Annotated in this window: 16 protein-coding genes, 1 other RNA gene and 1 pseudogene; 9 read left to right on the top strand and 9 right to left on the bottom strand. The window is 33.0% G+C overall.

From position 1 onward, the window contains the following. Both BC748_RS00175 and BC748_RS00170 read right to left on the bottom strand, forming a co-directional pair. Positions 1 to 3,334, bottom strand: a pseudogene (locus BC748_RS00175) (hypothetical protein); the annotation flags it as partial. 18 nt (positions 3,335 to 3,352) lie between these two features. After that, complete coding sequence (locus BC748_RS00170; RefSeq protein WP_133531439.1) at positions 3,353 to 3,952, bottom strand: hypothetical protein; 600 nt, start codon at positions 3,950 to 3,952, stop codon at positions 3,353 to 3,355. A gap of 553 nt (positions 3,953 to 4,505) precedes the next feature. On the opposite strand from BC748_RS00170, the gene BC748_RS00165 reads away from it, so the two are divergent. The 5 genes from BC748_RS00165 to BC748_RS00150 are packed head-to-tail and all read left to right on the top strand — an operon-like array spanning position 4,506 to position 9,237. Further along, positions 4,506 to 4,991, top strand: a complete 486-nt coding sequence (locus BC748_RS00165; protein ID WP_133531438.1) for a SixA phosphatase family protein — start codon at positions 4,506 to 4,508, stop codon at positions 4,989 to 4,991. A 3-nt stretch (positions 4,992 to 4,994) separates the two neighbouring features. Further along, a complete protein-coding gene (gene ppk1 / locus BC748_RS00160) occupies positions 4,995 to 7,148 on the top strand; it encodes a polyphosphate kinase 1 (protein ID WP_133531437.1) in 2,154 nt (717 codons plus the stop codon). Beyond that, on the top strand, positions 7,145 to 8,035 hold the full coding sequence (locus tag BC748_RS00155) for a Ppx/GppA phosphatase family protein (RefSeq protein WP_133531436.1): 891 nt from the start codon (positions 7,145 to 7,147) through the stop codon (positions 8,033 to 8,035). Before ppk1 ends, BC748_RS00155 begins: the two co-directional genes overlap by 4 nt. A 10-nt stretch (positions 8,036 to 8,045) precedes the next feature. Beyond that, on the top strand, positions 8,046 to 8,228 hold the full coding sequence (locus BC748_RS14125; RefSeq protein ID WP_162846376.1) for a hypothetical protein: 183 nt from the start codon (positions 8,046 to 8,048) through the stop codon (positions 8,226 to 8,228). 7 nt (positions 8,229 to 8,235) lie between these two features. Next, positions 8,236 to 9,237: a proline iminopeptidase-family hydrolase gene (locus BC748_RS00150; RefSeq protein WP_133531435.1), complete on the top strand. Its 1,002-nt coding sequence runs from the start codon at positions 8,236 to 8,238 to the stop codon at positions 9,235 to 9,237. A 34-nt stretch (positions 9,238 to 9,271) separates the two neighbouring features. Here the strand turns inward: BC748_RS00150 and BC748_RS14265 are convergent, their stop codons facing one another. After that, the gene (locus BC748_RS14265) at positions 9,272 to 10,000 is read right to left on the bottom strand and encodes a DNA polymerase III subunit gamma/tau (RefSeq protein WP_246013980.1); all 729 of its coding nucleotides are present in this window, start codon (positions 9,998 to 10,000) and stop codon (positions 9,272 to 9,274) included. Continuing rightward, positions 9,955 to 11,037, bottom strand: a complete 1,083-nt coding sequence (gene dnaX / locus BC748_RS00140; protein WP_133531434.1) for a DNA polymerase III subunit gamma/tau — start codon at positions 11,035 to 11,037, stop codon at positions 9,955 to 9,957. Before dnaX ends, BC748_RS14265 begins: the two co-directional genes overlap by 46 nt. Positions 11,038 to 11,327: 290 nt before the next feature. Between dnaX and rnpB the strand changes: the two genes are divergently transcribed. Together rnpB and BC748_RS00130 are read left to right on the top strand one after the other, a co-directional pair. Beyond that, positions 11,328 to 11,632: RNase P RNA component class A (gene rnpB / locus BC748_RS00135), an RNA gene on the top strand. A 16-nt stretch (positions 11,633 to 11,648) separates the two neighbouring features. Further along, the gene (locus BC748_RS00130) at positions 11,649 to 12,107 is read left to right on the top strand and encodes a hypothetical protein (protein WP_133531433.1); all 459 of its coding nucleotides are present in this window, start codon (positions 11,649 to 11,651) and stop codon (positions 12,105 to 12,107) included. 12 nt (positions 12,108 to 12,119) lie between these two features. Here the strand turns inward: BC748_RS00130 and BC748_RS00125 are convergent, their stop codons facing one another. The 4 genes from BC748_RS00125 to BC748_RS00110 all read right to left on the bottom strand — a co-directional run bounded on the left by BC748_RS00125 (position 12,120) and on the right by BC748_RS00110 (position 16,044). After that, the gene (locus tag BC748_RS00125) at positions 12,120 to 12,809 is read right to left on the bottom strand and encodes a response regulator transcription factor (protein ID WP_133531432.1); all 690 of its coding nucleotides are present in this window, start codon (positions 12,807 to 12,809) and stop codon (positions 12,120 to 12,122) included. 152 nt (positions 12,810 to 12,961) lie between these two features. Then, a complete protein-coding gene (locus BC748_RS00120) occupies positions 12,962 to 14,320 on the bottom strand; it encodes a sensor histidine kinase (protein ID WP_133531431.1) in 1,359 nt (452 codons plus the stop codon). 327 nt (positions 14,321 to 14,647) lie between these two features. Further along, a complete protein-coding gene (gene rsmD / locus BC748_RS00115; RefSeq protein WP_133531430.1) occupies positions 14,648 to 15,235 on the bottom strand; it encodes a 16S rRNA (guanine(966)-N(2))-methyltransferase RsmD in 588 nt (195 codons plus the stop codon). Next, positions 15,232 to 16,044, bottom strand: coding sequence for a DUF3822 family protein (locus BC748_RS00110; protein ID WP_246013979.1), 813 nt, complete (start codon positions 16,042 to 16,044; stop codon positions 15,232 to 15,234). Before BC748_RS00110 ends, rsmD begins: the two co-directional genes overlap by 4 nt. A 207-nt stretch (positions 16,045 to 16,251) precedes the next feature. Between BC748_RS00110 and BC748_RS00105 the strand changes: the two genes are divergently transcribed. Together BC748_RS00105 and BC748_RS00100 are read left to right on the top strand one after the other, a co-directional pair. Then, positions 16,252 to 17,673, top strand: a complete 1,422-nt coding sequence (locus BC748_RS00105) for an ATP-dependent DNA helicase (protein WP_133531428.1) — start codon at positions 16,252 to 16,254, stop codon at positions 17,671 to 17,673. A 100-nt stretch (positions 17,674 to 17,773) separates the two neighbouring features. Next, positions 17,774 to 18,346, top strand: a complete 573-nt coding sequence (locus tag BC748_RS00100) for a hypothetical protein (RefSeq protein ID WP_246013978.1) — start codon at positions 17,774 to 17,776, stop codon at positions 18,344 to 18,346. Here the strand turns inward: BC748_RS00100 and BC748_RS00095 are convergent. Continuing rightward, positions 18,333 to 19,139 (bottom strand): hypothetical protein, encoded by an 807-nt coding sequence (locus tag BC748_RS00095; protein ID WP_133531427.1) that lies wholly within the window; start codon positions 19,137 to 19,139, stop codon positions 18,333 to 18,335. The two genes, BC748_RS00100 and BC748_RS00095, sit on opposite strands and share 14 nt — an antisense overlap. Positions 19,140 to 19,178: the final 39 nt, after the last annotated feature.

Genomic DNA, 19,178 nt, shown 5'->3' with positions numbered 1-19,178 from the left:
TACAAGATGTAGTATTGAATTGGTAGTTATCCCAACAGTTAACCGCAGTTGGTTGAACAGGTTGAGTACCTTCATTTACCCATGTACAAGATGTAGTATTGAATTGGTAGTTATCCCAACAGTTAACCGCAGTTGGTTGAACAGGTTGAGTACCTTCATTTACCCATGAACAAGATGTAGTATTGAATTGGTAGTTATCCCAACAGTTAACCGCAGTTGGTTGAACAGGTTGAGTACCTTCATTTACCCATGAACAAGATGTAGTATTGAATTGGTAGTTATCCCAACAGTTAACCGCAGTTGGTTGAACAGGTTGAGTACCTTCATTTACCCATGTACAAGATGTAGTATTGAATTGGTAGTTATCCCAACAGTTAACCGCAGTTGGTTGAACAGGTTGAGTACCTTCATTTACCCATGTACAAGATGTAGTATTGAATTGGTAGTTATCCCAACAGTTAACCGCAGTTGGTTGAACAGGTTGAGTGCCAGTTACATCATATTTACATGTAGTCGGATTAAACGTTGCTATTTGGTAACATTTTAATTCTGTTGGAGGATCAGGTTGTGTACCCGTTATATCCCAAACACAAGTTGTTGTATTAAACACAGCTGTTTGATAACATTCTAATGTTGGTTGAGGAACAACAGGACAAACAACAGTAATAGTTACTATTGCAGTATCACAGTTAGTTAAATTCCCAATTTCACATATTTCGTAAGTGATTGTATAAGTTCCAGAAGGAGTTCCAGCAGGAACACTAACTTGACCATTTGCAGTATCTATTGTTGGAACTGGACCACCATTTATTGGAGTAGCTGGAGTGACAATTGTCAAATTAACTTGAGAAGTATTTGTTTGATTATTGTTTAAAGTATCAGGACCATTTCCATTAGTATTGAAAACATTTCCAATGTTTGGATTTCCAATAGCACCATTTCCACCGTTTAAAGTATCATCTTGAGCTATAATTCTTGGACATTTGCTAACAGTAAAAGGGAAATTACATCCACTTCCACCACCAGCTGGTACAGCAAAGTAGTCTTCAGTTGAACCAGCAACAAGAGGAATTGGATTTGCATCACTATACTGAATTGAGTTTACAGTTACAGGAAATTCGTTATAGAACAATGATCCTGGAGGAAAATTAGATGCTATTTCAGATGTACCTACAGTTGTATTTGAGCTACAGTATGTAAAGTTTCTAACTATGTTAGTATTAGGACAATTCTGTTTCACATAAGTAGAACCATTAATTCCTAGGTTAAGTGGAGTAGGTATTGGTTCACCCAAACAACTTCCGTTTTGTGTAAATCCTTGAATTAAATTCGAGTTTCTTAAATCAACATTTGTTGTATTTCCTTTTCCTGTAGAATTACCAGTTATAGCAATTGTACTTGCACAAGTAGCATTATTTAAAATGGCACAATCTGTTGTTGCTTTTAATTTAAAAGTCAATTTTGCAAGTAAAACACTTGGATTTGCAGGTAAAGGTAAAGTTCCAAAATTCCAAACAATTGAACCTGTAGTTCCTAGTGAAGGATCAAATGATCCAGTTATTGTTGTATCTGGAGTTGTATAATATAATGTACCCGAAGCACTTCCCGGAACATAACTAGCATTGTAAGGAACAGGAACAATAACTTTATAATTATTAATTGCTTCAGTACCTAAGTTTCTAATGTCTATACTAAAACCAGCATCTTGTCCTGGCAATACTTCAAATGGAGCAACAGCTGGAAGATTATTGATAGTTGTAGTAGTTAATACACCTTCAGTTTCTGGAACATAGGCGTCGATTGCCATAGCAATTGCAAAAATCGAATACGTATCAGATGTTGTTCCATATCTGAAATTAGTGTTTTGATCTCCATTATTAATAATAGCGTTTCCAGTATTATCAATATTAAACATGGCTACATCAATTCCTGTGTTGTTAATCAATTGAGGATTTCTTGCTCCGCCTGAGTTTATAGACGAGTTAAAAAAGTTACCAGTTGAATTTCCAGAGTGACTTAAGTCAGTGTAAACAGCAGTATTTCGATTGCTTATTCTGAAGTAATCTCCAGTAAAACTAACATCACCTTCACTGGCAATAGTTCCTAGTTTCACACCAACATTTCCATATTGAACTGCATTGAACCCAGAAACAGGTAAATCAAATCCAGTTGTATTGCTTGCACTTACATAAGCATAACCATCAAAAATAGTTATATCTCTCCATTTCATTTTGGAGTTTTCATAAATAATAATCATTCCCCAACCACCAGAGTATCCTGTTCCAGTTACATTTCCTTCTAACAAAGGCATATCAGCAACCCAGTATTCACCAATTCCGTTATTTTTAACATAATCAGTAATTTCAGTGTAAGCTGAAAAAATATTATCATCAGAACCCGATGGATAATAGATATCATTAGTTGAAGCTGTTACTGTTGTATAACTTGAAGAATTTGGACCTTTTAAAGAAACTTGTCTTTTGTTGAAGCTCTTAGTAACATTACCAAAAACGGGTGCATTACCTGTAACATTAACACTTGCAGAAGAGGTTGATTGTGTATCACCTGTACTTAAATTTGTTGCAGCACTTCTAGTTAAACTTCTAATAGTTAAAACTACACCACCATCGTTTATAGTGTAAGGTGTTGTTAGTGTAGCTAGAGTTCCAGTACCATTAACAGTAACTGGAATAGCAATAGCCGTTGCACCATTTATTGATAAAGTAACTCTATTTGTTGCTCCATTATTGAAAAAATTGAAAACATAAGAATTACCATTTCCATTGAATGTGTAAATAGGATTTCTATTATTGTTACTTGGATTATTTCTTCCAATAGATAGGGCATAATTTGTATTAGCAATATTTTGATTGTGAACCACAGTCAAATTGTTATTTACAAATTGTGTTCCAGTTTGAACATTTTTAGTTACAGAGAAAGTTTCATTAGCAGATGATTTACCTGTCCAATACAAACCTGCATAAACAATGTTTGAACAAGATGGAATAGCTCCATTTTCAGTTGATAAAACTAAAGTAGAAGATGAAGAGTTAAAAGTGTTCAAATCTGAATCCTTGTCAACATAAGTCATAAACTGGCCATTGTTGTTTTGTGTATCAGAATAGTTTTGAGGTGTTAAACTCGTATTACCCAACATTGTAAAATCACCTTTTACATTATAAATTTTCTTAGTAGGTGAATATGCTGATGTTCTTTGAGTAAAAGTCTTTTTTACCTGAGCATTAGTTTCAATAGTATTTCCAAAAAGAAGTACAAATAATAAAACTAAACACGACAGTAGATTATTTATCTTATTTGTGTATAAATTTTTCATAATAGTCTCTTTAAAATATTATTGATTTGTATCTCTATCTTCAACTCTGAAGAAAACACTATATTTCTCGTTGTTGTTTTGTATCATTCTAGAAATTGTTCTATCACTTACATTAACCTTTGAAGTAAGGAATATGTATTTTAAATTTTTATAACTAGAAAATAAAGACATGTCCAAAGTACCATTCAACTCGCTTGAATTTGAAATTGAAATTATGATAATCTCAATGTTGTTTTTCAAAATACTTGGATTGGAAAGTTGGCTCAAACTACTTAAATCTGTAAATAGATTTTTTGGTTTTTCACCATACGTTTTTACATTTCCAGAATAGAAATAAACTGACGGCTGAACATTGGAAATTAAATCTTCCAAATTCTTCACATCAGAATAAGTGTTACTGGAACTAAGGCGCATTCCTCTTTCAGAGTTTAGAAAAGTGTTTAACTCTCTTATTACAGGAGCGTCTTCACTTTCTAATCTTACTTGAGCTGACATGTTTGCACAGATCATAGCAAACATTAAAAGTAGCATTACTTTTATTCTCATAGTTACATTAGATTTTTCAAACATTTTATTCGTTTGAAGGTTAATTAATTGGTTTGGGATATTTGTTTTCATGATATTAAAATTTTTAATTCATTACTATTTCTATGTTCTTCGTCACGCTTAGCTATACTATTTTAATAGTTTTAGCACAACTTATCACGTTGCTAATTTAGATACATCATTCAGTAATGGTTAATTTTTTCTACAAGTAGCTTGAAAACTCGATAAAATGTTATTTTTTGTCGAATTTGTTCTATTCGTCGATACTTTTTTCGCTTTTTTCATCGTTTTAATTGTTTGTTTTTTGACATAAACGCATATTTCCATCATCGAAATTAGATTTAATTTATCACTTCACCAAAAAAAATATCGATAAAACGCATTATTTTCCAGTTAAAGTGCATTATTTAACAAATAATAAAATAAAAATACTACAAATATTTGTTAACACGATTTTGTTTATAACATTTTTATCGCATTATTAATTCATTTAAAAGTAATTCGACAAAATGCAATCTCGATAAAAAAAAATAAGACTAACTATTACTTAATATTTTTGAATAAAAAATAATTCATTCACACTAAATTTTAGTAATTTTATGGATTATGTTATTTTGGAAAAACTATGAAAAAACTAATCCTCATAAGACATGCAAAATCTAGTTGGAATGCACCATTAAAAGATTTTGATAGACCTTTAACTTCTGGTGGAATTGCAGATGCACATCTAGTATCATCAGCTGTTGTAAATTATCTCCCAAAAAATTTTTTACTTTGGAGTAGTGCAGCTAAGAGAGCTTCAGAAACTGCAATGATTTTTGCTCAGAATATTTCGTTCCCAGTTGAAAGTATTGTCTTTAAAGATGAGTTGTATACTTTTGATGACTACAAACTTGAACAAATAATTTCAAATTGTTCTGATAAAATCGATAACCTAGTTGTTTTTGGTCATAATGAAGCAATTACAAACTTTGTCAATAAATTTGGAAATATATTTATTGATAACGTAACAACATCTGGATTTGTTTCTATTACTTTTGAAACAAATTCATGGAACGATTTAAAAAATGGAACAACTTCAAAAGTTTTGTTTCCCAGAGATTTAAGATAAAATATGAGCGAACAGAAAAACTACAAATATATAGATAGAGAAAAAAGCTGGTTAGCTTTTAATGCAAGAGTACTACAAGAAGCTGCTGATGAAGCAGTTCCATTATTAGAAAGATTACGTTTTTTGGGAATTTTTTCCAATAATCTTGACGAATTTTTTAGAGTTCGTTTTGCCGCTGTACGTCGTTTATCGCTTTCGGGAGTTTCTGGAGAGAAAGTTCTAGGTGGAATTTCTGCTCAACAATTAGTAAAAGACATTACCGAAATTGTAATTAAACAGCAATCAGAAAGTCTAAAAGTTCTCAAAAAAATTGAACAACAACTAGAAAAAGAAAATATTATTATTCTCAACGAAACCCAAGTTGATGCCGATCAAGCTGAATTTATAAAAGATTATTTCATTCAAACCGTAAGTCCTGAATTAGTTACCATTATATTAAATGACTTAGCCGAATTTCCTTTACTAAAAGACACATCCGGTTATTTAGCCCTGAAGTTAGTCATGAAAAATGAAGTCGAAGTAACATCCTCTGTTCTTGGTTTAATAAAAAAGAGAAAGAAAGAAGTTCGATATGCCTTAATCGAAATTCCTAGAACATTTAATCGTGTATTAGTTTTACCTCCAAAAGCTGGGAAACAATATATAATGTTACTTGATGATGTTATTCGCTTCAATCTAAGCAGTATTTTCAATATTTTTGATTACGAAAGCATCTCGGCTCACATGATAAAAATTACTCGTGATGCGCAGCTCGATATTGATAGCGACATGAGTAAAAGTATGCTTGAAAAAATTGCTACTTCCGTAAAAGAAAGACGAATTGGCGAACCTGTTCGTTTTGTGTATGATACCGAAATAGAAAAAGACACGCTACAATTTTTTCTAACCAAAATGAATATTGATGCTTCGGATAGTATTATTCCAGGTGGAAGATATCACAACCGTCGTGATTATATGTCTTTTCCAAATTTAGGAAGATTTGATTTATTGTACCAACCAAAAGTACCACTTCCTGTTGAAGGTCTTTCGCTAGATGGTAGTATTTTGAGTAAAATTGCCAAAAAAGATTATCTAATAAATACACCTTATCAATCCTATTCGTATTTAATCAAATTTTTGAGAGAAGCAGCTTTAGACCCAAAAGTTACTTCAATAAAAATTACGTTATACCGTTTAGCAAAAAATTCGCAGATAATAAGTTCTTTAATTAATGCTGCCAAAAACGGAAAACGTGTTGTGGTGCAAATCGAACTTCAAGCCCGATTTGACGAGGCTAGTAATATTTCTTATGCCGAAATAATGCAACAAGAAGGAATTGAACTTATTTTTGGTGTAAAAGGATTAAAAGTTCACAGTAAAATTTGTATTATCGAAAGAACCGAAAGCGGAAAATCAAAACGTTACGGCTTTATTTCGACAGGAAATTTCAACGAGTCAACGGCTAAAATTTATACCGACCTAACACTTTTTACAAGCCATCAACAAATATTGAAAGATGTAGATAAGATATTTGAGTTTTTCAATGTTAATTATCGTTTGCATCGATACAAACATTTAATCGTTTCACCACATTATACAAGATCAAAAATTAATAAGCTTATCGATAGAGAAATTATGAATGCACAATTAGGTAGAAATGCCTATATGCATTTAAAAATGAATAGCTTATCCGATTTTGCTATTATTGACAAATTGTACGATGCAAGCAATGCAGGTGTGAAAATAAAACTCCAAGTTAGAGGTATTTGTTCTCTAATTCCGGGCGTAAAAGGAATGAGCGAAAATATTGAAGCCATCAGTATTGTAGATAATTTTTTAGAACATTCACGTTGTTTTATTTTTTGCAATAATGACGAACCCGAAGTATTTATTTCTTCTGCCGATTTTATGACTCGTAATCTTGACGGTCGAGTAGAAGTAACTTGTCCAATATATGATGAAGATTGCAAAAATCAAATTATTAATTCCTTCAATGTGGGTTGGAAAGGAAACGTAAAAGCGCGTTTGCATTCAGAAAAATTAGATAATATATATAGAAAACGAAAAGAAAATGAACCAATTTTCAGAGCACAATTTGAAACCTATAATTATTTTTTAAACCAAAATAAAGACGTATTAAACTCTAATTGCCCAATACCAAACTCCAAGCCCGAATGATAACCATAAAAAAATATGCCGCAATTGATATTGGTTCCAATGCCATGCGATTGCTTATTTCCAATATAGTTGAACAACAAGACAAGGAAACACAATTTAATAAAAGTGCTTTAATTCGTGTGCCAATTCGTCTTGGGCAAGATGCTTTTACCGTTGGCGAAATATCAGACGAAAACATTGACCGAATGATTGATGCCATGAAAGCTTTTAAACTGTTGATGAAAGTTTATAAAGTCGAGAAATATAAAGCGTGTGCAACTTCTGCCATGCGCGAAGCCTACAACGGAAAAGAGGTAGCGGAAATCATAAAGGCAAAAGCCGAAATCGACATCGAAATAATTGACGGTAAAAACGAAGCAGCAATTATTGCCTCATCTGATTTGCATTCATTCCTAAAAACAGACCAAACCTATTTATATGTAGATGTTGGTGGCGGAAGTTCGGAGTTTTCTCTTTTTAACAACGGAAAAATGGTAGCTTCCAAATCTTTCAAAAACGGAACCGTTCGCTTACTCAACAATATGGTAAACGAAGTTGTTTGGGAAGAAATTGAAAAATGGATTAGAACCCATACTGCCGAATTTGAAAACGTTACACTTATTGGTTCAGGAGGAAACATCAATAAATTATTCAAACTTTCTGGCAAAATGCAAGACAAACCCTTGTCGTTTCTCTATTTGAACTCACAATACCAATATTTAAGTTCACTTACCTATGAGCAGCGAATTGCGGAACTTGGACTGAATACTGATAGAGCTGACGTAATTATTCCTGCCACAAGAATTTATCTGAATGCCATGAAATGGAGTGGAGCAAGACATTTGTATGTGCCAAAAATTGGATTAGCTGACGGAATTGTAAAAGCAATGTATCAGGGATTAATATAAATCGGATAATATGAAATATTTTAATTTAGCAGTTATGATTATTGCAGTTGTAGTTTTAGTATTTACCATTCAAAAAATAAATTTTTCTGATTTGAGTTTTGAAACTAATTACAGAAACTATATTAGGATTGTGTTGAGTATTGGTATCTTTTTAATTTACTGGGGAAAAGTGTTTAATAAAAAAAATCATTAAATCTATTATGAATAAATTGAAATACATTCTTGCATTAACCATTACTTTATTGATGATATCTTGCAAACAAGAGCCAATTTCATCTACTTATTTTAATTCAGAGGAAACAGGAGTGAAAATTGGTGGAACAAAAATGATAACTATTGAAACTTCAAAAGGTAAATTTAAAGTATGGACAAAACGTATTGGTAACAATCCCAAAATTAAATTATTGTTGCTAAATGGCGGACCAGGTATGTCGCATGAATATTTTGAATGTATGGAAAGTTTTCTCCCAAAAGAAGGAATTGAATTCATTTATTACGACCAACTAGGAACTGGTTTTTCTGAAAATCCAAATGATACTTTAATGTGGGATTTACCAAGATATGTCGAAGAATTAGAACAAGTTCGAGTAGCTTTAAAGTTGAATAAAGATAATTTCTACTTGCTTGGACATTCTTGGGGAGGAATTCTTGGGATGCAATATGCACTTAAATATCAAGATAATTTAAAAGGATTAGTTGTTTCTAACATGATGGCAAGTTGTCCAAAATATGGAGAATATTCTAAAGTTTTGGCAAAACAAATGGATCCGAAAATCCTAAAAACAATCCAAGACCTAGAAGCTATAAAAGACTACGGTAATCCAAAATATATGGAATTATTAATGGCAAACTTTTACAATCAACATATTTTAAGAAAACCAGTTAACGATTGGCCAGAACCTGTAAATAGAGCTTTCGGAAGACTAAATCAATCCTTATATATTACAATGCAAGGTCCAAGTGAATTAGGAATATCTGGAAAACTGACCAACTGGGATGTTTCTAAAGAACTTAAAAATATAAAAGTCCCAACTTTAGTTATAGGAGCAAAATACGATACAATGGATCCTGAATATATGAAATGGATGGCAAGCGAATTTCCTAATGGTTCTTACTTATATTGTCCAAATGGTAGTCACATGAGTATGTATGATGACCAAGAAATTTATATGAAAGGATTAATCGAGTTCTTGAAAAAATAGTTTTAAAAAGAAGTGATAATTTTAAAATGTATTGCTAAACATCCAAATCAAACATCTTTCTTAATAAATCAAGATTAGGATTAATTTCCCTCAATCTATTGTATTTGTCTTGTGGCGTAAATGCTTTTTTAACCTCGATGCTTTCGTTTACATTTACCGTAATACTTATTTCGTGGTTGTGAAGTTTACCACGCAAGTAACCCAATAAATCGTGTTTCTCTTTTTCAAAATCGATTTTTGAACTCTCGTTTGGCAATTCATGAATAATGGTTGTGCCGTCAAGTTTAGGATCGTTAATAGTTAACAGTGAAGCAATAATGCGATAACCTTTATCTTCCATTCGTTGGGCATATTTCATCCATTGTTCAAGCATTTCAGTTTCAGTGAATGCTTCGCTTGGCAAATGAACATGTTCAACTATTTTCCCTTTTTGTTGTTCCAATAATTCTTTCTTGGCTCTAATACTAGCTAACGATAAAGCGGAAACTTTTGGTTGCACTTCGACTGCGCTCGGTGTGACAGAAGTTGGTTTTTGTGAGTTTGGATTTTGGATTTCTTCGTTTTTAACGACAACATTTTCAACTTGAGGAACAATTTCTTCCGTTTTTTGTTCTTCAACTTTTACTATATCATTATTCGTATTTTGTACTTCTAACTTCGTACTTTTTGGCACTTCTGCAATCGAATAACCTGAATTTCTATAATAAGTTGGCGGAATTATGAAATTAGCTTTTTTTTTTCTCCGTCGAAGTTGACAGAGCACAATTGCATCAAGCAAAGTTCAACTAGCAATCGTTGATTTTGACTTACTTTATATTTTAAATCACAATCATTTGCTAAATCAATTCCTTTAAGTAAAAATTCTGAAGAGGCTTTTTTGGCTTGTTCAAAATACAATCGTTGTGCTTGTTCGCCAACTTCCAATAAGGAAAGTGTCGCTGGATTTTTAGCCACTAAAACATCTCTAAAATGCGAAGCCAATCCAGCAATAAAATGATGTCCGTCGAATCCTTTTGCTAAAATTTCGTTGTAAGCCAATAAAACTTCAGGAATATTATTTTCCAAAATCAAATCAGTTACTCGAGTATAGGTTTCATAATCAAGAACGTTCAAATTTTCAGTTACGGCTTGACGTGTTAAATTATTTCCGCAATAAGAAACCACTCGGTCAAAAATAGATAAAGCATCACGCATCGCACCATCTGCTTTTTGGGCAATAATATGCAAAGCATCGTCTTCAAATGCAACACCTTGACTTTTGGCAACTTCAGCTAAATGTTCTTTAGCGTCTTTTACAGTAATACGTTTGAAATCAAAAATCTGACAACGTGATAAAATAGTTGGAATGATTTTATGTTTCTCGGTCGTTGCCAAAATAAAAATGGCATGTTTTGGTGGTTCTTCTAATGTTTTTAGGAAAGCATTAAATGCCGCCGATGATAACATGTGAACCTCGTCAATAATATACACTTTGTATTGTCCTGTTTGTGGCGGAATTCGAACTTGGTCAATTAAGTTTCTAATATCATCCACCGAATTATTGGAAGCCGCATCGAGTTCAAAAACATTGAAAGCAAAATCCTCAAATGGATCGTCATATCCAGGTTGATTGATTTTTCGAGCCAAAATCCTCGCACAAGTTGTTTTTCCAACACCTCTTGGACCAGTAAATAATAGGGCAGAAGCTAGGTGATTATTTTCTATAGCATTCAGCAACGTATTGGTAATCGCTTGTTGTCCAACAACGTCTTTAAACGTTTGCGGACGATACTTTCGAGCTGATACTACAAATTGTTCCATTAGCAAATTATTGGATTACAAATATAGGTTTTGAAATATCAAATATCAAATATTAGATGTCAAATATTTTAAATGACTGAAAATTTAAATCGTTTCTTATTGATTGTTTTGTCATTTCGACGAAGGAGAAATCACATAATCTTTTGTTGATGCGATTTCTCCTTCGTCGAAATGACAAATGATGTGTTTTTTGTGGCAAATAAAAAATATAAAATTATATCAAACATTTCAAATTACTAAATTTTTTAAATCTAATATCTAATATCTAAAATCTAATATTCTACCTTTGCCGCGCAGACCGCCTTATCGTCTCAATTTATTGAGGAGGAAAGTCCGGACACCAAAGAGTAGCATATTGGGTAACGCCCAACCGTCGAAAGGCGAGGACAAGTGCAACAGAAAGTATGTACAGTTCGGCTGTAGTGAAACCAGGTAAACTCTATGCGGTGAAATTCCAAGTATATCGGCATTTAAGGATTACTCGTCCGTTGTCGAAGGGTAGGAAGATTGATTCCGTGAGTAATTGCGGAACTAGATAAATGATAAGGGTTCGTTTCGGCGAATACAGAATCCGGCTTACAGGTCTGCTTTTTTAATTTAAAATCTAATTTATGTTAAATTTATTAAAGTTAATTTTTGGAGGTTTCTCAAAGAAAAAATCTACAAAGTCTATTATAGATTCTAAATTAGGTAAACTTACAAATGAGTATTCTGAAAAGGATAATTATTATTCTTGGGATTTTGAGTTGAAAATAAAAAAAGGTAAAAAGATTGCTTTTTCATTGGATGGAAATTTGAATGGTCCATTTAATGACGTTTTACAAAAAGCATATCAAATGGTAGATTTTGTTGAAGATTTATTTTCCGAAGTGCAAATGGAACTTGATACAAAATTTGCTGAAAAGAAAATAAATTTAGCTAATGATTATGCTTTAGAAGATGTTTTTATTTATAAAAATGAAGAAACTGGTTCAGTAGATTTTGAATTAGAATTTTATACTGAGGGTTCAGAAATAATGATTTCAGTTGAATTTGTAAATGATAAAATTGAAAAGATAGAGTTTTATTAGTCTTCAATCTTTTTATATTTTTACCTTAAACTCCAAACCAATATTTCGAATACTTTCTATCGAAATTGTTTTATCATCAGCAAAATATTTCCGCAATTTACTGATGTAAACGTCCATACTTCGTCCAGAGAAATAATCTTCATTATTCCAAACGGAGCGCAACACTTCTTCTCGTTTTAGTAACTGGTTTCTGTTTTCAAATAAAAAAGTGAGCAAAGCGGCTTCTTTTTCCGTGAGTTGTTGTTTGCTGTTTTCGGTTCTTAATTCCAAACGTTTGGTATCAAAAAGATATAAACCAATTTGAATGTCATTTTGGATTACGTCCAATGGTTTTTGTCGTGAAGTTCGTTTTAAAATATTAGTCAAACGCAAAACCAATTCGTCGGCTTCAAATGGTTTCACGATATAATCATCGGCGCCAAGTTTCAGTCCTTTGATTTTGTCTTCACTTTGATTTCTTGCAGTTAGGAATAGAAAAGGAACTTCGGGTTTTAGCTCTACGCATTTTTCAGCTAAAGTAAATCCGTCGATTTTAGGCATCATCACATCAAAAATACAAATGTCAACATCTTTGGTGTTGAATGTTTGCCAAGCTTCTTCGCCATCTTTTGCCCAATGAATTTCAAACTGATGAATTTCAAGATAGTGCTTCAAAACAGTAGCAAAATCGATATCATCTTCGGCTAAAAGTACTTTTTTCATAGGTTGAAAGACTAGGTTTTGGCGTAATTAAAAAATTAAATATTTAAAACTCACAAAACCATTAAGAAATTAAGTTTCATTAAGGATGGTTTTACTTAATTACCTTAATTCCTTAATGGTTTATATTAAAATATTTTTATGTTAAAGACATATCAAAAAGTTGGTAAACTGATAGTAAATGAAGCACCTTTTCCCAATTCGCTCATGACATTAACCGAACCTTTATGGGCTTTTACAATTTGATCTACATAATATAAACCCAATCCAAGACCTTTTGTATTGTGCAAATTGCCTTGTTCTACACGATAGAATTTTTCAAAGAGTAAATGTTGTTTTGCTTTCGAAATTCCAATGCCATCGTCTTGTATGCGCAATTGAAAATTACCATTTTCGTTTTGCGTGCTGATAGTAATGTTTTGACAACCATATTTTACGGCATTTTCCAAAACATTAGTCACTGCAGTAGTCAAATGAAACTTATCCAAGGTTAGCGATGTTTCATTTTGGTCAAAATGAGTATGAATATTGATGTTAGGAAATGCTAAATTAAAATCGGCGATGATAGTTTTTAATAACGAATTGATTTTGATTTTTTCTTTCTGCAATTCAATTTCTTCAAAACCTAGCGAGTTGCTCATTACTTGGTCGATGATGTTTTGCAAACGGTTATTTTGTCGTTCTACTGTATCGATTATGGTATTGAAAATGGCTTCATTCTCTTTGATTTCGGGTCTTGACAACATTTTAGTAGAAACACTCAAAGTCGATAAAGGTGTTTTTAATTCGTGAGTGATATTATTAATAAAATCGGTTTTAACATCGCTTACTTTTTTCTGTTTGATTAGTGATTTTATGGTGATGACAAAAAGCGTTATCAAAACCACCATCGAAAAAATAGCCAGAATTAGGATGGATGTCATTCGACCTAAAATAATTTGTTCTGCGTTGTGCACTGAGACATATAGACTGTCTTCTGTTAGAAGTTTATAATTTCCATTTTGGATGGCGCTAGTTGTTCCCACATAATTTCGAACCAAAAAAGCATTGTCCAGAGAAGCCAAATCGCCATAAATTGAATTACCAATCAATGGTTTTTCAGAAAAAATAGTGTCAGTTTCAGTAGTATTATTGAAGACAATAAATTTATTGACTACAACGGCAAAGGTAATTTCGCTTTCGGGAAATTCTTTGTTCAGTTTTTCCTTTAAACGTAGCGTTAAAATATCACGATATTCATTGGCTAACAAATCACTTTTAACGTTGTATCGATAGCTTTTGTTATGGATTATTTTTTCTAATAAACTTTTGTACAATACATCTTTTTTGAGAAAAACACTGGAATCGAGTTCGGTGTAATTATTGGTGATGTTGCCAATTTTTTCTTTTACTTCGGTGTGAAATTGTTCTACTTTATAATCATAAGTAGTTTTGACCAGATAAAACTGAATCGCGCAAAGCAGCAACAAAACCAGTGCTGAAAAACCAATTAACAAATTTATTTTTTTCTTCATACGAATAAATGATACTTCAAAAATAGCGGATTTGTTTTAGAAAATGCGTTTTAACTTCGGATTAACTTTGAATTAACGTAGAAATTAAAAAATCAGAGTTCAAGGAAAAAAGTATTGATGAAAATTCAGGAAGGATAAATGAACAATTTTTGGGTTGTAAGAGTTAAACCGTCAGTTCGAGTGTTTTTTGTGCAGAGAAACGGAACAAAAAATGTATCGAGAACCCGTTTTTAATGAAATTTTTCTTTTTCTCGGTACGATTTTTTTTCAAAAAATCACTCGAACTGACGAAAACTTGTCATCAAAAACTATGTAAGAATAAAAAAACTATTCTTCCTCACTTTCCAAACTATCCTCATCATCATTTTCCTCATCACTTTCGAACTCAAAAAAAGTAAACACCGAACCACCATAATTCTTCTGAAATGAAAAATTACTCATTTGATCCAGTTTGGTATATTTAGAATGTTCTACAACCAGCATTCCTTCTTCGTCTAGCAGTTCGTTTTCAAAAATAAGTTCGATGATTTTTTCGAATTCCTTTTGGTTCATTCCATACGGCGGATCAGCAAATATGATATCGTAGTTTCCTTTGTGTTTTTCTAAAAATTTAAAAACATCACTTTTCAAAGCGGTAATGTCAAAGTCAAATTCTTTGGCAGTTTTCTTGATGAAGTTCACACAACCCATATCGCCATCGACACATAAAATAGGAGTACAACCACGCGATGCAAATTCATAACTAATACTTCCAGTTCCTGCAAAAAGTTCCAAGACTTTTAGTTCCGAAAAGTTGAAATGATTGTTCAGCACATTGAAAACGGCTTCTTTGCTCATATCAGTTGTTGGACGAACCGGTAAGTTTTTTGGCGGTGCAATTCGTCTGCCTTTGTATTTGCCAGAGATTATTCTCATGAGTGGAGTAGGATGAAGTGTTCTCTATTCTGTGTTTCGGTAAAGGAATTAAACATAAAACTCACATTCATCAACGAAGTGTTTCTCACATATTTATACGCCATTTGAAACAGCGAACTTTCCTCGTTTATTTTTCCTAACAGTTCCAATTTGAAATGTTCTGGATTGAGATGTAATTGTTCCGCAGTGAAGAGAATATAATAGATAAAATCTTCGGGCGTTTTATAGTCGAACGAATTGTAAAATTCTAGTTTTTGATTTTGAATGACCACAATTTCAAAATGAGTTTCGCTCACGTGAACAAACATTTTTCTATCGTCGATATTTTTTGAAAGGTCTAGCAGTTTTTCAATCAAAATGGTATTGGCGTGACGGTAATCAAAAGTACCAAACTGATCGATGAAATAGTTGTTCATATTCACATAAGGAATGTACACATTGTTCATCTCATAGTTAGGCAATTGGTCAAAGGCAAAGAAATCGGTTTCAAAAACTTTAGTATTGAATTGCAGATAACTGCCAAGGTATTCTTCATCAAACAAAGCCGTAGGGACAAAAGTCGATAAATTATTACTATGGATAATCACCACTTCGTCATAGCCTGATTTAAGTTCAGGATATTTTAAAAACGCCTCACTGAATAGTGATTCAATTTTAGTGTTAATTTGAAAATTAGTAACCAGTATTTTGTCAAGCCCAATGGGTTTATTGGTCAAAGTATCAAAAATAGCAAACGACAAACCATTCAAGGAAACTTGAATTGCTAGTTTTTTATACATTTTGTCGATAACGCTCGTGTTTTGCCACATGATTTTATAGAAAAAGCAAACTTACAAATTTAACCACAAAAGAACACAAAAGAATTTCACAAAAGCAAAATGCAGTATAAAGAACAAACATTATTACTTTTCCCTTTTCCCTCTTTCATCTTTCATCTTTCATCTTTCATCTCTTCGTCTATTATCTATTATCTAAATCACTATCTTTGAACTTTCCAAAAAAACCAACAATTCTCAATGACTTCATCTCAGTTTTACAGCGTTTTGAAAAACCAATTTCCGTTTCAACCCACCGTAAAACAGGATATCTTTTTCCAGCAAATTGCACAGTTTCTGATTAATAAAAACACCAACGAAGTCTTTGTTCTAAAAGGCTATGCTGGAACGGGGAAAACCACTGTTGTTTCCACTATAGTCAATAACTTGGTCGAGATAAAAATGAAATATGTTTTGCTGGCGCCAACAGGTCGTGCGGCAAAAGTCATTGCCAACTATTCTAATAAACCAGCTTTTACTATCCACAAAAAAATCTATTATCCTAAAAAAGGAAGTTCGGGTGGCGTTTCTTTTACGATGAAAGAAAACAAACACACCAATACGATTTTCATAGTAGATGAATCATCCATGATATCGGATGTGAATACAGAATCGAAACTCTATGAAAACGGTTCGCTGCTCGACGATTTGATGTCTTATGTGTATAACGGAACCAACTGCAAGTTGATACTTATTGGTGATACGGCACAGTTGCCGCCAGTTCAATTGGATGTTAGTCCTGCGCTTGACACGAATGCCTTGGCGATGCACTACAACAAAGAAGTATTTTCCATTGAGCTAGACGAAGTAATGCGTCAGGAAGAAAAATCAGGGATTTTATATAACGCTACCGAGTTGCGCGAATTGCTGAAAAGTGATTTTGTAGATACGTTTCAGTTTAATGTAAAATCGTTTAAAGATATCGTTCGGCTAACGGATGGTTTTGATATTCAAGATGCCATTCAAGGTGCGTATAGTAATTATAGTATAGAAGACACGTGTTTTATTGTGCGTTCCAACAAGCGCGCCAACCAGTACAACCAACAAATCCGCAGCAAGATATTAGACAAAGAAAGCGATCTTTCCGTTGGCGATTATCTCATGGTGGTGAAGAACAACTATTTTTGGCTTAAAGAAACAGACGAAGCTGGATTTATTGCCAATGGTGATATTGTCGAAGTATTGCAAATTTTCAATTTCAAAGAGTTGTATGGTTTTCGGTTTGCAAATGTCAAAATCAGGATGGTCGATTACCCGAACCAAAAACCGTTAGAAACCATCGTTTTGCTCGATACGATTACCAGCGAGTCGCCGTCATTAACTTATGAAGAAAGCAACAAACTCTACCAAGAAGTGATGAAAGACTACGAAGGCGAACCGCAATACCGCAAATTCCTCAAAGTGAAAAACAACGAATACTTCAACGCTTTGCAAGTGAAATTCTCTTATGCGATTACGTGTCACAAAAGCCAAGGCGGACAATGGAACACCGTTTTTATTGAGCAACCGTATTTACCCGATGGCATTACTGTAGATTATATTCGTTGGCTCTACACTGCCGTTACTCGTGCCAAAGACAAATTGTATTTGATTGGGTTTAAGGAAGAGAGTTTTGAGGAGTGATTTCCTAAACCTGACAGGTTTTCAAAACCTGTCAGGTTTCAGTAATATCTAACAATAATTCCCGCCAAATTCCGTTATTTTGCTCTTTAATACTATAACTTTGAAGATAATCATCCTTACTCCAATGGACATAGAGCGCGACAAAGTGCTAAACGCTTTGGCTCGTATTCCTAATTTGAATGCTACTTATGACGTAATTGTTTCTGGTATTGGTCGGGAAAGCACGGCTAAAACCATGATGGCATTGCCACCACACGATGTTTGCATCTTAATGGGTTTTGCCGCTGTGGTGGGAAAAGCCACGTACTTGCCTGATTATCTCCAACTGGGGAAACCTATCGAAATCACCAATGCTTCGCTCTATGGCTATGAAGGTGGTTTGTTTGAAAACGGTGCGCCAATCCTTGCCGAACCTAAGTTAGGTTTGTCGTGCTTGGCATCGTTAACCTCAGATAAATTTGTGCGCACTACCGATTTAGCCGAAAAGACGGTAGTCAACATGGAAGATTATACCTTTATGTATTTAAAAAAGCCACAGGATTTTATTGTTAGAATTATTTCTGATTTTTTACCTCACGAAACGGAAATCGATTTTTTTGAAGAAGTAAAAACGATTGACTTTTTGGAGGGAGTGAAGGCAGTGGATGTTTTTATAAAAACTACCAATACGTAACATCAAACACAGTTTTTCCAACTAGTTTTCCGTTATAGAATTTTTTTCTAGTGATGATATTCCCTGTTTTGTCATAGGTGTTTTGATAGCTAAACGTTTCTTTGATAGTTCCATCACTATAATGAGAAGTCTTTTGAATTAGATTTCCTGCTTTATCAATTTTGTATTGGTCAAAATTATTTGGAGCGTTTTCTTTTATGATTTCTGAGCGGGTGATAAAACCGTTTTTATTAAACTTCATTTTGGTTTTCATTGTTACCATATAAAGAGTATCAAAAGATTTTTCAGTAACGATTGTTTTTTCTTTGTAGTTGTAAGTCGTTTTTGTTGTGTGGTTCATCTTGCCAAAATAAACTCTTTTCTCTTCAATTGGATTATTATAGACATCAAAAACTTTTGTTAGCGTATGAAAGGTTCTGTCGTCATTAAATGCTTTTTCCTCCATGCAGTTTTGGTTACTATCATAAGTATAGACCGTTTTATAATTGTTTTTGTCTTCTGGCGAAGTCATTTCGGTTACTAAACCATTCGTATATTTATAGTTGAGTTCCGTTGTGTAATGTTCATTTGTTTTAGTTTCTTTAATTAAAAGATTATTCCTGTCAAACTCCATAACATGGCTTTTGCTCCAAACACTAGTGTCTTTATCAACAATGCGGTACTCATATATAGTAGCATGAATTGATTTTACTTTTCCTACTAAAGGTTGTGTATAATCGTCTTTGAGTTCTTTTATTTTTACTGAACCACACGAACACAAAAGAAAAAATAGAAGTAAAGGTATGTATCTCATTTTTTTAGTTTGGCTTTTTCTAACCAGAGAGGTATTAGT

This window comes from Flavobacterium dankookense, assembly GCF_004362665.1.
In the GTDB taxonomy this organism is placed as follows: Bacteria; Bacteroidota; Bacteroidia; order Flavobacteriales; family Flavobacteriaceae; genus Flavobacterium; species Flavobacterium dankookense.
This window is presented reverse-complemented; position numbering and strand designations above follow the sequence as displayed.

What these genes read in the sequence shown, in the direction of transcription:
- BC748_RS00170 (WP_133531439.1), bottom strand. Translation starts at nt 3,952, where the DNA reads ATGAAAACAAATATCCCAAACCAATTAATTAACCTTCAAACGAATAAA.
- BC748_RS00125 (WP_133531432.1), bottom strand. Translation starts at nt 12,809, where the DNA reads ATGAAAAAAGTACTTTTAGCCGAAGATGATATCGATTTTGCTACTGTT.
- BC748_RS00130 (WP_133531433.1), top strand. Translation starts at nt 11,649, where the DNA reads ATGTTAAATTTATTAAAGTTAATTTTTGGAGGTTTCTCAAAGAAAAAA.
- dnaX (WP_133531434.1), bottom strand. Translation starts at nt 11,037, where the DNA reads ATGGAACAATTTGTAGTATCAGCTCGAAAGTATCGTCCGCAAACGTTT.
- BC748_RS00120 (WP_133531431.1), bottom strand. Translation starts at nt 14,320, where the DNA reads ATGAAGAAAAAAATAAATTTGTTAATTGGTTTTTCAGCACTGGTTTTG.
- ppk1 (WP_133531437.1), top strand. Translation starts at nt 4,995, where the DNA reads ATGAGCGAACAGAAAAACTACAAATATATAGATAGAGAAAAAAGCTGG.
- BC748_RS00165 (WP_133531438.1), top strand. Translation starts at nt 4,506, where the DNA reads ATGAAAAAACTAATCCTCATAAGACATGCAAAATCTAGTTGGAATGCA.
- BC748_RS00105 (WP_133531428.1), top strand. Translation starts at nt 16,252, where the DNA reads ATGACTTCATCTCAGTTTTACAGCGTTTTGAAAAACCAATTTCCGTTT.
- BC748_RS00110 (WP_246013979.1), bottom strand. Translation starts at nt 16,044, where the DNA reads ATGTGGCAAAACACGAGCGTTATCGACAAAATGTATAAAAAACTAGCA.
- BC748_RS14125 (WP_162846376.1), top strand. Translation starts at nt 8,046, where the DNA reads ATGAAATATTTTAATTTAGCAGTTATGATTATTGCAGTTGTAGTTTTA.
- BC748_RS00150 (WP_133531435.1), top strand. Translation starts at nt 8,236, where the DNA reads ATGAATAAATTGAAATACATTCTTGCATTAACCATTACTTTATTGATG.
- BC748_RS00095 (WP_133531427.1), bottom strand. Translation starts at nt 19,139, where the DNA reads ATGAGATACATACCTTTACTTCTATTTTTTCTTTTGTGTTCGTGTGGT.
- BC748_RS00155 (WP_133531436.1), top strand. Translation starts at nt 7,145, where the DNA reads ATGATAACCATAAAAAAATATGCCGCAATTGATATTGGTTCCAATGCC.
- rsmD (WP_133531430.1), bottom strand. Translation starts at nt 15,235, where the DNA reads ATGAGAATAATCTCTGGCAAATACAAAGGCAGACGAATTGCACCGCCA.